This window comes from Flavobacterium sp. GNP010 (assembly GCF_056428945.1).
This window is the reverse complement of sequence record NZ_JBWJVK010000042.1, coordinates 1-16790: the sequence shown is the minus strand read 5'-3', so window position 1 is coordinate 16790 and position 16790 is coordinate 1. Positions and strand designations below refer to the sequence as shown.

Genomic DNA, 16790 nt, shown 5'->3' with positions numbered 1-16790 from the left:
CACAATCATCACTATCAACTCTCACTACATAATCTCCTACTGACAAGAACTCAAAGAAACCAGTTGTTTGAGCAGGTCTTACTACATTATTAGCACTATCTAATAGTGTGTACATGTAATTTCCTAAACCACCTACTGCTTGAACATCTATTGATCCTGTACTACTACCCCTACACAATACTACCGTCACATCTTTCTTAGAAAGTTCTAAAGTATCTAATGCTAAAATAGAAACGTTATTAGATAGATTACTAACACAATTATTAGCATCTCTAACATAGTATTGATGATCCCCTAAGCCGACTGAAAAAGTAATAGATGATACAAACGATCCTAATATTGACACAAAATTTACATCTTTACTGTACTCATAAGGACCAGATCCACCGGTTGCGCTTAAAGTTACGGTAGCATCATTGATACATGTTATTCCGGATGCTAATGCTAATGATGGTTCAACTTTAGTTGGCTCACTAATTGTGATCGTAGCAGAAGGTGCCGAAATACATCCCAAACCATCTATTACAGTAACAGTGTAATCTCCCGCTATTAAACCAGAGAACACCGGACTAGTTTGTGGTGCCGAAGAAAATACAGGATTAGCTGAAACATAATTCAAAATATAAGAATAATTACTACCCTGTCCACCTGTTGGTGGGTTTACAACTATTTCACCATTATTATCACCGTTACAAGCTAATATAGGTGCGGTTGCAACTGCAGTAAAAATAATTGGTGTTGGATTACTTAAAATAACAGTTGCAGTCTCAGTACATCCACCAGTATCGAGCACATTCACAATATAAGTTCCTGGCGTAAGGTTTTCAAAAAGAAACTGGTATGATAAAGGAACACTCACAGTACCTGGAGTTACGCCTACTAGTTCATATTGATAACTTCCTTGCCATCCCCCATCTCCCGTGGCCGTAATAGTCCCATCATTACCCGGCAAACAACTTATAGGAGTTACCAAAACAGATAATGTTAAGTCTGAAATAGGTCCTTCAATAGTAAATGTTGTTTCCACCTCACAACTAGGCAAAGCAATTAATTTAGCATTAACGGTATAAAAACCAGCTGGTAAATTTGGAATAGTAATGTTTGCTCCTGTGGTTATAATTAATGGACTAGTTGTACCTGTTGGATCTGTAATGGTGTATTCAAAAGCACCTGCGTCATCACTAGGATTTAATTGATTATCCACAAAAGTTAAATCAACACTTCCAGTAGCCGTGCCAAAACACACCACGTTTTGAATATTGCTGGCCACTAAATCAAACGTATTTGGGTCATTCACAATATGAATGGTTCTAATTTCACAACCTGTAGCAGGATTAACTACCGTAATAGCGTAACTACCCACAGTTAAATCAGGGAATTGACCTGTATTGTTCGTAACTGAAACATAAGGTATAACATTTGAAGGTGTTGCTACAATTGTATAATTAAGCGGCACTGCTGCGCCACCTGTAAACGTTGCATTAACCTGAATATCTTCATTGTTTACGCAAGTTATTGAGCGAGTAACAGTAACGGATGAAGGACTTGCAAAATCAATACGTATAAATGGATTGATTCTCGCGGTATTTGTACCTACGCATCCCTTATCATCATATACGTTTACAATATAATCACCACCTGCTAAGTTGGCTTCTTGGTATACATTACTTGTGCTAAATTGTACAATAGTGTTAGGAGTTCCTAGTTTGATGAACTCGTAATTCAAGAACGTATTTGAACCTCCTATTACTCCCGTTACCGTTATAGTAGCAAGGTTATCAATGTTTCCAGACGTACAACCAAATTCTACAACAGTCGGTGCTGGAACCGTAATTAAACCTGATTCTCCAACAGTAATTGTTGCCGCTGCATCGCAACCTCTACTAGATATTACAGTTATTGTATACGGTCCTGCTGCTAAATTACTAAACAAGTTAGAAGCTTGCGGCATTCCTCCGTTTAAGCTATACAAGTATACCGGGTTATCATTAACGCCTGGTGCTGGAGTATCAAATGATGCTGTAATTGTACCATCGTTGCCGCCGTTACAAGTTACAGGAGTACTTGCCAATGCAAATCCCGTAATATCTGTAGCCGCTTGCAAGTTTACATCTACAAATACCTCACATAAAGTCGTCGTATCACGAACACCTAAGGTATGGTTTCCTGCCGCAACGTTACTAAATGCTGTTACCGCTGCAAAACCACCACCATCAATATTGTACACATAGTTTCCTGAACCTCCTGTGGTGCTTACGGATATTTGTCCGTCACCGCCAGTACAAGATACTGGAATAGTCACTACTGGTGTTAAAATCAAAGGTTGACGAATTACCACTAGCGCCAGTAAAGTTGTTGGACAACCATTGGCATCTTTTACAGTAACATCGTAACTTCCTGGTGCATTTACTACAAATGTAGGACTTGTTTGAAAACCACTTCCCATACTATACGTAAACGGAGCTACACCCATTGGCGTGTTTACAGTAAACGTGTACGTTCCCGTAACTGCATCTGGACATTCGCTGTAGGTAGCCACAGTGATATTCGACGGATTCGCATCTGCTAGAATTGATTGTGGTTTGTTGATAGCACAACCATTTGCATCCACTACGTAAACAATCCAGTTTACATCGGCACCATTATTTGTATCAACTGTAAGTGTATTGCTTAAACTATAGGCAGTTGTTGCTGGAGCACCCGCTGTAGGTAGTGCTACCGCATACTTATAATTTAATGTTCCACCTGATGCCGTAACCGTAATAGTAGCTTCATCTGTAGTACAGTTGGTATTTGTAGCAAAACTGTTAAAGTCAAGTACTAGAGTAGGCTCTGTAACTGCAAAGTTATTTACTGATGCCACACAACCAGAAGTATTGTCTGTAACTGTAAAGGTGTATGCACCCGCTGGAACTCCAGTGTAACGGATTACATCTCCTACTTGAGTCATTACCCCTAAACTAGGTGATAAAATGAAACTATAATTGGCTGGAGCGATATAATCAGTTACCGTAAACTCAATAATTCCTGTACTATCAGAAGTACAGTACACGTTATTGATGAGTTGAGCTGTTACCGCAATTTTATCCGCCTCTTCCACAAGAATTGCTTTAGTGGTACTACAACCGTTAGCATCTGTAACTTTAATCGTATACGTATCAGGTGCTAAATTTGTAAAACTAAATGGCGTACTACTAGGCGCACTTGGTGCAGTGGCAGCAGTTGTAGGTGAAACGATCTCAAATACAAACGGACCTACACCACCCGTTACCGCATTTACCGTAACCGTAGCCTCGGCCGGAATAGTACTACAGTAAATAGGTGAAGCCTCAAGATCCATATCGGTTGGTGGGGTATACGGAAGGACATCTGCTGAACCCGTAATCGTACAACCATTTGCATCTTTTACAATATAATTTATAGTTTGTGCTGTATTTACGGTAAAGGAAGGCGAAGTTTGATACGCAATTCCTCCATTAATACTATAGCTATAAACACCAGTTCCTCCTGTTGGAATAATAGTTACTACTGCATCTAGAGGGGCATTTGCTGTATCACAACCAAATGGTGTTACTGTAGCCGTTGCAGTTAATGCAGCCGGATTACCTATAGTTACTGGAATTGGTGCCGAAACACACAATTTAGCATCTCTAACCACTATAGAATAAGCACCCACGCCTAAACCACTAAATACATTCGATGATTGATACGTTCCTCCGTTAAGACTGTATTCATAAGGCACATTACCTCCTGATGGTGTCAAGGTAATTGTTCCATCTGTAGCTCCTATACAACTCACATTTGTAAAAGCTGTAGTAGCCGTAGGTGTAGTATTAGGGGTTACAATCACATCTTGTGATTCTGCTTGACATCCTTGAGAATCAGTTACTCTAAATCTATAAGTTCCCGCTGTTGATGTTGTGTAGGGAGAACCCGCAATTGCATTATAGACAGTATTGTTAATATTAACTTCAAAGGTAGTGTACGGAGTAGCTCCACCTGCAGGTACAAGGGTAATGCTAGCTGGTGCTGGACACGTTAAATCTTGTGTCATATCCGCTTGCAAAGTCAACTGTGGTAAAATAATATAAATTACAAAAGCCTCGCAACCGTTATCGTCTCTTATGCCTAAAACATACGTTCCAGGCCCGTTAAAAGTAGCAATAGAAGATGCTAAAAGCGTTCCGTTTAGGGTGTAGAATTTAGTTCCGTTATAGGTAGTAGTTATCGGAATTGGAATTATTTGACTCAAATCAACTGTTAATGGCGTACCTGCGTAACACTGTGCTGCTGGCGCTACAATAGTTGGAGCAGCATTGTTTATCACTGTTACTGATTGTATACCTACGCACGAATTAGCATCACGTACATATACATCCCAAGTCAATATCGTTCCATTTACCGTATCCACAGTAAGTATTGGGGTATTGCTATATGTTGTTGGTGCAGAAGTACCGCCTCGTACTGCAGCATACTCGTACACTCCTGTACCGCCCGTAACTGTTCCTACTGTAATTTCCGAATTGTATTTTGTACAGAACACTTTGCTTGCGATTGGTGCGAAAGTAATTGCTGCTGGCAACGTAATAGTAACTGCATCATTAGCTGGACATAAAGTACTGTTGTCTGTAACGGTTACTGTATACGTTGCTGCGCCAAGACCTGTTAAGGTTATAACATCACCAACATTTGTAATCTGAGCTGCTGGTACAACTGGCGACGTAGTCACAGTATATCCTAATGAAGCAGTAAATCCTGTTACGGTAAATCGAGCCGAACCATTATTTGTAGTTCCATTTGCTGGGTTACACGTAATATCGTTTACCAACGCACCCACAATAGCAATTGGGGTTACTGGAACTACAGTAAACAATTCTTGATATGTACAACCATTGTCGTCAGTTACTCGGAAAGTGTAATCTCCCGGAGGTAAATTAACAAAACTTGTTGCTGTACCACTTCCTGGGGTTGATTGCGTTGGATATAAAATTGTTGGTACATTATTGAATTCAATAATATCAAAATCCAATGACCCTAAACCGCCTGTTGCCATTACTTGAACCGTTGCTGTATTTGCAGGACAAGTTGGTGCAGTAGTAACTGCAAAAGTTAAATTAGTTGGTGGTGTTAAGGCTGGAGTAAGCACATTTGGTAATGCAAGTGTACAACCATTAGCATCTTTTACACTTATTGTTGTAGTGGTAGCTAGTGGACCATTATTTACCGTGAAGGTATTGTCACCAGTAAAAGATAAACCATTAAAACTGTAGGTATAACCCGTTCCAACTCCTGATGAAGTTCCTCCTGTTGGAAGATTTACAGTAATTACAGTAGTGTTGCTACACGTGCTGTTTAGTGCTGCAGTAGCTGTAGCGTTAAGAGGATCCGGCTCTGTAATTGTTATAGGCATTGTAGCCTGTAAACAATCTCTATCATTCCGAACAGTAACCACATAAGCGGTTCCTGCCCCTAAACCTGTAAAAGTATTATTGGTTGTAAATGCTGTTGCAGTAACACCATCAAATAAGCTGTATTCATAAGGACCTACGCCCGAAGTTACATCAATAGTAATTGTCCCGTCACTTCCTCCATTACAACTTACGTTTGTCACTACAGGAGCAGCAATAACAGTAGCAGGAATTGGGTCAATTCTAAATGTTGTAGTAGCAGTACATGCGCCATCATTTACCTCGAATGTATAATTTCCAGCATCTAAACCTGTAAAAATACCACTAGTTGCTCCCGTAGTATTTACAACTGAACCAGAAATAATAGTATAGGCATACGCTGTCGTTCCGCCAGTTGCTGTTACGGTTACTGTTGCATTTGGTGTAGGTAAGTTACAATCTAATACTTTACTCAACTCAGGTGTTAACTGCAACTGAGGCAACACAGTATAATCTACAAAAGCCACGCAACCATTGCCATCTTTAATGTACAATCTATAAGTTCCAGCTGCATTGAATGTAAAAGTAGAACCATTTTGGTAAGCAACAGTATTTAAACTAGTACTTGGTTCTATTTTATAAGTTGCTGGTAAAATAGAAGCAGAAGCCGAAGCATCTGTTACTAAATCTATTGTAAATGGAGAACCATTATAACAAATTGGTGTTGGAAGTGCTATTGTAGGTGGTGCATCCGCATCTAAAGTTATAGGAGCTGATTTAATACAACCATACGCATCTTTTACATAAACAATGTAGTTACCTGCAACACTTGTAGCAAATGTTGTATTTGTGATCCAACCTGCTGAAGTTGCAATTGGCGCAGGAAGAACAGTGTCTAATAAATATTGGTAAGTATAAGGAGATGTTCCATCTTTTGCGAAAGCAGCAATAATACCATCTTCATTACAATTGATTTTTTTAATCTTTTGTGCTGTTATTGATAAATCGATAGCTGATTCAGTAATGTTAAATGGCGCTGATGAAATACTACATCCTGCGTTTGTAGCTCCAACATCTTCGGTAACCAAAACAAAATAATTACCAAATGGCAATACACCAAAATTAGAAACCGCTAGTGTTCCACTAGGAGGAAGCATTCCCGAGCCAACAAGACCCACTGGAGTTACCGATTGTGCATTGTAAATTTGGTAAGTTACTGGCGTGGCTACAAGATATGGATTATTTATTGTGAACGTTACACTACCATTGGCTGCTCCTTTACATGTAATATTATTAGCTGTTAAGGGATTGACTCTTATAGTAGAATTCGTTGGTATTGGAGATGCGGCAGTTTCGTAGTAATAACAACCAGTACCTGTTCCGCCATTGGCGGCATCAGCATCATAGACCACAAATGTATATAATACTCCAGGTATCAAATTATTAAAAATCGCTTTTTTACTGTTTGGAGCGTCCTCTGGTAACCAAGTTCCAGCTGGATAAGCTGGAGCTAATCCAGTGTACAAACTAAAATAAAATGGACCAGTACCTGTAATTGAGGCCATAGGACCAGTACCGATTGCAACCTCAGCAGAACCCAAACCTGTACAAGTCGCTGCTGCTAAAGTAACATCAATATCTAGATCATCTGGTGGTGAAGCAACTAGAATATCATTCTCAAAAACATTACAACCATTTGCATCTGTTATGATTATTTGATACAATCCAAAATCAACCACATCAAAAACAGCTGTTGTTCCTGTTTGATTTATAAATTTTTTATCATACCCATTTACACCTGTTACGTGGTAAATATAATTTGGTGTTCCACCAGAAACAGTGTTGATAGTTATTGATCCTAATGAAACCCCTGTTAAAGTATTACATGTGATTGGTGTAACCGTTCTAGTAAAACTAATTATTGTTGGCTCACCAATAGTTATCGTTTCTGTATCCGTACAACCTTTAGCGTCAGTAACAGTAATCAAATAATCTCCCGCAGATAAACCTGAAGTCTGCGTACCATAGTTTTGAGCTGTTGGTGCTGTTCTTTGCACATTAAATACAAACGGAGATTGTCCTTTTGTGTTATCAATAGCGATTGCAATTGCAGCGGTATCGTCACCGTTACAATTGATAAATGCGGTTTGTGTAACGCCATCAGGTCCAGGTAATGCAACATCATCAATTACTGGGTTCACAGGTGCTGTTACGGGAATAGCCACTGTTGTTGTATATGTACAACCTCTAGAATCAGTTACTCTAAAAGTATAGTCACCTGCAGTATTTGTATTAAATATATTTGATGCCATTGGGGTAAATACTCCGAAAGCCTCTTTAGATTCATAAGTAAACAGACCTACTCCGCCTGTTGGTGTTAAAGTAATTTGCGCGTCTGTTGGCGCAGGATTACAAGTAATATCTTTGTTTAAAACCGCATTTAATGTCAACTGTGGTGCAACTGTAATAACGTTACTTGTATTAGTACAATTATTAGCATCTTTTACAGTAATAGTATAATTACCAGATGTAGTTACGGTAAACGTGTTACCTGTTTGGTAAGAAGCACCACCGTTGATACTATAACTTAGAGTACCTACTCCACCTGAACCTAAAGCAGTGATAGTATATGAACCTGAACCTAAACATTGACCTGTTGCAGTTGCGGTAACTGTTGGTATTGGATCAGCTGCAATGTTTAAAGTAAGTACAAATGTACAATTATTAGCATCAATGATATGAGCATACCACGTAGGAGTTGCTGGGTTTAAATTAGCGACATTACTTATACCATACGCTCCTGGAGTTGTACTTGAAGCAACAAATGAATATCTGTAATTTGCAGTTCCACCAGTTGGTGTAACAGTAACACTAGCTGTTGGAACTTTACAATTGGCATTTACCGTAGTGTAACTTGCAGCTAATGCTTGGGCTGGTTGCGTAATTGTAACAGAAGTACTTGCCGTACAACTAGTAATATCGTCTGTGAAAACTACTGCATAGGTTCCTGCAGCTCTCGTGATCAAGTCGAAAGTTCCTGCCGTTTGTCCGGTCGCTGTGGCAACACCATTAATAGTGTAGCTATACGTTCCTGCTCCAAAACCACTCACTGTATAACGAATAGAACCAGTTGTGTTTCCATTACAATCAACATCAGTCAATTTAGTAGCAGTAGCCACTATTGGCGTTACTGGTGCCACAAAATGAGACTCGGTATCGTAACATCCGTTGGCATCCGTTACTCTAAATGTATAGTTTCCAGATGCCAATCCTGTAAATTGTCCCGTTGAAGCTCCTGTTGTATTAGTAACTGCACTTGCTGGAGCTAATATGGCGTAGGTTAAAGTACCGACTCCTGTTCCAGCAGTTACTGGAATAGTTACCGTACTGGTGGTTGCTGCTGGCGCACAGAAAATACGAGTACTGGTGATGGTTCCTATTACTGGTTTATTTAAACGTAATAATGTTCCGTTTCCTGGAAATGTACAACCTTTATCATCTTGAACAACATAAGTATACGGTTGGTCTGAACCGTTATCATTCAAAGTCAGCACATTGATGCTGGTAAAAGCGCCACCGTTAAAGCTGTACCTATAAGGTGATGTTCCTGCTGAAGCATTTATGGTTACTGTTCCTGATACATTCGCATTTGTAGGGCTACAACTGAATGGTACTACATCAACTGTTGCTGCTAAAGCATTTGCTGGTTGTGTAATAGTAACTGGTACTGAACCTGGACACCCTTTGTTATCACGTACATAAAAAGTATAGGTTCCTGCTGCTAAACTTGTAAAAGTAGGATTAGATGTAAATCCTGAAGTAGGGTTATTACTATACTGATAGCCTCCTGAACCTCCTGAACCAGTTAATGTAACTGATCCGTCAGATCCTGCATTACAACTTACGTTGACTTGTGTGGCTATCGTTACAGTTGGGTTTGTTATAACTGCTACTGTTGCTGATGTAGTTGTTGAACAAGTATTCGCGTCTGTAATTTGAATCGTGTACGTACCTGCAACTGCTGGACTAAACGTAAATGTTGGTCCAGTAATTCCTGTTCCTGAAGCAACTATAACTGAACTACTGTTTGTTATGGTATAATTAAATAATGCTCTACCTCCGGTAATGGTTGTAGTTATGGTAGCATTTGGAGTTGAACTACAATCTAAAGTCTTAGTTACTGCTGCACTCGCTGTAAGTTGAGGATATACCGTAATTGGTGTTGCCGAAGACGTGCAACCATTTTTATCTTTGATATATACCGTGTAAGTTCCTGCAGCAACAGTAAATGTTGGACTCGTTTGGAATGCTCCTGTTGGTCCCGCAATCCCGTAAGTTAAGGGAGTCAAACTTGTAGTTGATGGCGTAGCTGTAATGGTAAACGTGCTTCCAGAAGCTGTACATTGATTGTTTACAACTGCTGTAACCGCTGGTAAAGCATCTAAAATTATGGTTACGTTTCTAGTTGTAATACAGCCATTGGCGTCTTTTACATACACTATCCAATCTAAATTTGTTCCAGAACTAGTATTTACAGTTAAAACAGATCCGCTTGCATACGCACCTGCAGCGGGCGCTGGAGTTGTAGCTGGCGCAAGATTTCTTACTGCTGCATAGGTATAATTAGTGGTTCCTCCCGTAGCTAAAACCGTAATTTGTGAATTGAAATTAGAGCAAAATACATTTGTAGCTGTCGCACTTGTAATAGTTAATGCTGTAGGTTGTGTTAGAGTGACACTATAATCATCAGTACATAATGTTTTTCTATCGGTTACGGTAATTGTGTACACACCTGCGGGTTGTGCAGTAGGGACATTAATTGTTGTAATGGTTTCACTAACACTATTAGCATTTTGAATTGTAGCGTTAGTAGCATTTTTAATGATATAATTGTAGCCCCTATCTTTTACACCACTTACTGTAAACTGAATTGTTCCCGTACCACCAAAACATAAAATTGGTGTAAGCACACTTCCTCCAGCTATAATATCTGGAGCACCACTTACAGTGTAAGATTTTCTAAAGAAACAATCCGTTTTGATATCTAGCGCTTGAAAAACATAATTTCCAGGAGCCAAACCTTGGAAATTTCCTGATGAGTTTGTTGCTGTATTAAAACCAGCAGGCCCAGAAATTATTTGATATCGTATGGGTGCAGAAACATCTGTTTTTACTGCCGCAATATTTACGTTCCCTCCAGGAGGAGTTGTAGAGCAATCGTAGCCACTATCTGTAATCGTAATATCTGTTATTTGATCTATTGCTGCAATTGTAATAGATAAAGGTCCTATTTGGCAATTATTAGCATCTTTTACATAAGCCGTGACCGTAGTTGCCGATGTTGTAGAAAAGGTATTGGCAGTTGTAAAATTAGTTGTTCCATTAAAGCTGTATTGCAAAGTTCCCGTTCCGCCAGAAGCGGTTACGGTTACTACCGCTGGTACAGTTCCTGTAGTACTACATTTAATGTCAGTTGCTGCAATACTTGCTGTGATTATGGTTGGGTTAGCAATAGTAACATTAGTCACTGCAGACTCACATCCTTTACTATCAATCACTTTTATGTTATAAATACCAACTGCCAAATTAATAAACTGATTGGTAGCTTGCGTAGTATAAGTAGCTGCACTATTCGGTTTTATAGCGTAGGTATATGTAGTAGTAAATCCTCCTGAAGGGGTTACAGTAATAGTCCCGTCACTCAGCCCAATACATGTTACATCTGTTTTAGCAAAAGTTAAGGCAGGTGTAGTTTTTGGTGTTACAACAATAGTATTGCTTGCTGCAGGACAACCACGACTGTCAGTAACCGTAAACACATAATTACCAGACAATGTAGCTGTGTATGGGAATGATGTCACTGCTGAAGGCGTTCCCAAATCGCGAGATACGGTGTAGGTGTAAGTTGGGCCGTATCCGTTTGTAATAACTGGATTGCCAATAGAGGCATTTACCAAACAAGTTAAATCATTTAGTAAGGAAACATTGAAACCTAATTGTGGGGCAATAACTTGATTAATTAACGGTGCAGTACAATTGTTACTATCAGTTACTAAAATAGTGTGAGGGCCTGGTGTAACATTAGAAAAAGAATAAGTAGTCGCAGCTGAACTTACACTACTGTTACTGTCTAATTGATAGGTGAACGGCCCTGTTCCTCCAGTAACATTGACAACAAGAGTTGCTGGGTTAGCGGTGGTATAGCAATAATCAGTTGTAGTAGCTAAAGTTGCGGTTAACGCTGGGGGTGCAGTTACGGCAATAGCAAATCCTACTGGAGAGATACATGAATTTGCATCCCTAATAAATACGGTGTAATTACCAACCGGAACATTTGTAAAATCTCTATTATTATTGAAAGCAGTGACAACCGTGGTTCCATTAGACTGGCGCAACTCATATAGATATGCTGGAGTACCGCCACCGCCTGTGGCACGAATAGTAGCTCCCGTGGTACAGGTTGGCAACGTTAGTATAGATGCTGAAGCAGTAACAGTTGCTGGCATCTTAATTTCCTGAGCTAATGCAAATGTACAACTGCTAGATGAGCTATCATAGCGAATGTTAATATTGTAAATTTTGCTAGTTAAATTCGTTAAGGTTACACTTCCTGTTGTTGCAGCTGGAGAAGGTATTACTGTTACCCATGAACCACCATCTACCTGATATTGAAAGCCTTTTACTGGATCAAAATTTCTTGCAGATAGAGTAATCTCACCGTTCATTTCACCACTACATCTTACATCTTTAAAACCTGTAATACTAGCCGAGAAAGCCTTGCTACCATCAACAACTATAGGAAAAGAAGCAACTGTATTACATGATTTTGGAATTTGTCGAACCAAGATATCATCAATAAGTACATCATTACCATTAAACTCATTACTGTAAGACCTAATTACAAAACTTAAGTTATTAAAAGCACCAGGATTTAATAATAAATCTCTAAATTCCCATTGATTTGATTTTGGTACTACCCAAGGATTCGTATTTCCCGGAGTTGGATCACTGGTAGCAACTATTGTTTCCGTACCTCCTACTCCATTTAAATTATTAACTAATTGAATCGTTAGTTTAGGATCCGCAAGAGTTGGACTAGTTGATCTAATTAAATTTTGTGCCCATAATGAAATAATTACGGGTTGGTTAGGAATTACATCTCGTATTGGTTTACTATATAAGATACCCCCAATACCAGCTGAACCCCCTACGTTTACACATAAGAATCTACCCAATGGATCATCAGGCAATGTATGATCATTGGCTACCAACCAAACACCAAAAGTTGTATTTATTTTACTAGCTACAGCATACTTACCATCATTGATTTGATAATCATTTATATTCCCACAAGGCCAACCCGGCGGGTGTGGTGTTGTTTCGTCTTCAAAGCAATAAGCTGGATTTATACCTGGAGTTGTGGTAAATCCGCCTTTACCGAAATCTTCTTGCAACAAAACACTATAGGTAGGAACACTTAAAACGTTATAATTTACCGTTATAGTATGATCTCCCTGAGTTACATTTGTAAATACATTGGTAGGGGCAACGGTATTGAGAGAACCATCTATGTAATAATCATAACTAAACTTAGGTGTGCTACCACTATTAGTAACCGTAACGGTACTTGTGGCAGAGCCGTCACAATTAAACACAGGAGTATTGACACTAATAGTAGGAGCGTCAGGTTTAGGATCTAAAATAACACCTCCCATTGCGTACTCACATCCACTTGCATCTTGAATATAAAATGTATAAGGACCACCAGGATTTATAAAAGCTTCGTTTGACGTAATCCAGGTAACTTTATTGTCAAAACTGTATCTATAAAGATTGGGAGCAGGAAAAGGAGTTCCACCTTGTGGGTTTGTTATTCTTACCCTTCCTTGCAATTCATTACCAATTGGTCCACAACCAGACAATTCTGCAACTCCTGCAGAGGCAGTAAGCGCTGTCGAAGCTCCAATTGTTATTACATCAACAGGATCAGAACAAAAATTTCCAGAATTAACTCCCGCTTTTCTGTATCTCACTATAACATTGTATTGTCCGGGTAACAGACCGCTCACTGTATTTGTTGTACTGTAATTTGCACCGTTATTAAAACTATATTCTAAATAATATCCGTTTGCATTTGAAACATTTACAGAAATTTGTCCTAATGTACCCGTACAATTACCATCTGTTTTTGATATGGAATATAATGGTCTATCAACAACTGGAACAACTACGGTTTTATCAGTTGCTGAACAACCATTTACATCGACAACTCGTATAACATAACTTCCTGATTTTTCTACGATAATAATGTTTGTTGTGTTTTCGACAAATCCTACTCCATCAATATTTACAAAAAATTTATAGGGAGCAGTTCCTCCGTTTCTAGTTATTGTAATTCTTCCTGTATTGCATGAAGTTAACGCAGTAGTTATTGTTGCTCCAGTTGTTAATAAAGCCGGAGGAGTGGCAACTGTTACATTATTCTTAGTATCAATCATACAAGGGACTCCCTCTACAGCAGTTACAACTCTATAACTACCTGGATTTAGGCCAGGAAAAGTGTAAGTGATATCATCAGTAGGTCCATAAGTTCCAACTAATGCATTTGCGCTATTGAATAATTGATATCTATATTGTTGTTTCACATCAGTTACAGACACCTGAATACTACCTAAAGCACCATTACATTTAGGAGAAACAACAGATGTACTAACAACAAATGCAGTTCTTGTAATTATTTGATTTATTACTTTGAACTCACAAGAACCTACTACACCTTTTATTCTAATAAATGCGGTATAATTTCCCGGTGTACTTGTATTAAAAACATTGCTGTCTTGCCAGGTTCCTGGCGTTGAACCCGTTGTAAAGCTGTATTCATAACCACTACCAAAACCACCTATTGCTATTCTTCCATTAATTTGACATGAACCAGTACCATACGTGACAATATCACTTTTTGATACAGCTGTTGGAATTAAACTATTTTGAAAAACATTAAAGTAATGTGTAAAGGGAGTACCCACATTATCAACAATAATAACTCTAAATTGTCCTGCTGAATTAGCCAGGTAATCTGCTCCTGTTGCAATTTGTACCCAGCAAGAGGGAGATGCTGCTTCATTAGCACAATCGCTATTAGATACAGTAACACAACTACCACCAGATATGAATCTTTCCCACCTTATGGATTGCACATTTGTAATTCCAGTTTCAATTAGTCTAGAATCGTTACCACCACACAAAAATAATTTAGGCAATTCTTTACCATTGTTGGTACAAATTGAGACTTGACCAGCAAAAGGTAACTGTGCGTATTTAATGACTGGATTGTCATTTAAACCTACAACTTTTACTTTAGTTGATTTTTCAGATGGAACTAAGTCGCTTTTATCCCATAAAGAATCAATTCCTAATCGGATAGAATCTGATAAATTTTCTTTATCAGGTGAAGACACATAAGCTACTTCGTTTTGAGAAAAAGACAAAAAACTTTGCAAAAACATAAAAGTAAGTAGGATTACTTTTAAAAAAGTAGTTTTTTTCATGGTTGTGGTATATTATAAAGTATCAATTTAGTGCACTGGGCAATATACTAGACAGAACCTTCTTATTTATTTTTAAATTCAAATTTTAACATTTCCCAACGGTCGTTACATTAGTTTTACTAACCAAAGATCCCAATCTTCATTTAAGGTTAATTTTCTACTTTAATAATGACCATTTTGCCATTATACGGTTTTGTACCACGAGATTCAAGTGTCGTTGTAGCTTGTTGTAAATTATCAAATTTATCTGTATAAATGTAATAATTTGTTGATTTCACATCATAGAAAAAATTAATACCCTTTTCTCCAGACTCCACTGTTTTAGTAACGAAAGTATCTCTTTTTGCTACATCAGCATGAACCGCAAGAACGATGTAATATCCAGTCTCTACGTTTTTAATATTTTTAATAATTTGCATATTTACTTGTTCATTACCAAAATCAAAATCTTCTGGTTTGGCTTTTACTGTACTAGTAAATGTTGTTGCTTTTATTCGTTTTAATGTTTCTTGATCTTTTAAATAACGGGTATCTTCATTTTCAAAATTAGCACGTTTTATTCTACGTTTCTTCTCTATTTGAGTATCTACATTAATTTTTTCTAAAGCTGCTAGCAAATTGGTATTAGAAAGTTCTGCTTTAGCTTGCTCTGCTTTTAACTCATTTATTGTTTTCAAATAACTTTGTGTAAGCGGATCATTTAGATTTGACACTTTCTTAATTCGCTCTTCATATAAATTCTTAAAGGTAGTCAATAATTGATTTTGATTTGTATTGATTATTTGAATTTCTGATTTTAATGATTCCAAAGCACTATTTTCAGCAGAAACACTCTTAAATTCTTTTGGCGCACTTGCTATTCCTTGGTCATTTAAATCATTTTCATCTTTCAATTCTTTTAACTCCTTTTGTTTTTGACTTACTTTTTCATTTAATTGGGTCAGCAATTGCTGCTGTATTCTTCTATCTTTCTCTAATGCGTTCGCTACATTATCCATCGTTTTTGCATTTTCATCCTTCACTCTGGTACTTGCTAGCAATAAGGCGTCAGCATCTGCTTTAGCTTTCGCATCAGCGTCTGCTTTGGCTTTTGCATCTGCAGCAAGTTTCGCTTTAGCCTCTGCTTCTAATTTGGCTTTCGCATCAGCGTCTGCTTTGGCTTTTGCATCTGCAGCTAGTTTTGCTTTGGCGTCTGCTTCTAATTTGGCTTTCGCTTCTGCATCGGCTTTGGCTTTTGCATCTGCAGCCAATTTCGCTTTAGCGTCTGCTTCTAATTTAGCTTTCGCATCAGCATCGACTTTGGCTTTTGCATCTGCAGCAAGTTTCGCTTTGGCGTCTGCTTCTAATTTGGCTTTCGCATCAGCATCGGCTTTGGCTTTTGCATCTGCAGCAAGTTTCGCTTTAGCGTCTGCTTCTAATTTAGCTTTCGCATCAGCTTTAGCTTTTGCATCTGCAGCAAGTTTCGCTTTGGCGTCTGCTTCTAATTTAGCTTTCGCATCAGCGTCTGCTTTCGCTTTAGCGTCAGCTTCCAATTTTGCTTTTAAGTCGGCATCAGCTTTTGCTTTGGCGTCTGCATCGGCTTTGGCTTTTGCATCTGCGACAAGTTTCGCTTTGGCGTCTGCTTCTAATTTAGCTTGCGCATCAGCGTCTGCTTTGGCTTTGGCGTCAGCATCAGCTTTTGCTTTGGCATCGGCTTTCGCTTTGGCGTCAGCTTCTAATTTTGATTTCGCATCAGAGTCTGCTTTAGCTTTGGCGTCAGCATCGGCTTTCGCTTTTGCATCTGCAGCAAGTTTAGCTTTCGCATCAGAGTCTGCTTTAACTTTGGCGTCAGCATCAGCTTTTGCTTTGGCCTCTT

General features: G+C 38.5%; 1 protein-coding gene and 1 pseudogene. Both read right to left on the bottom strand.

Annotated features, from left to right (window positions below; translation table 11 throughout):
- A partial coding sequence (locus AC061C_RS13725) for a hypothetical protein (protein WP_478291634.1) occupies positions 1-14935 on the bottom strand: 14935 nt, incomplete at its 3' end.
- 149 nt (positions 14936-15084) lie between these two features.
- Positions 15085-16790, bottom strand: a pseudogene (locus tag AC061C_RS13720) (PorP/SprF family type IX secretion system membrane protein); the annotation flags it as partial.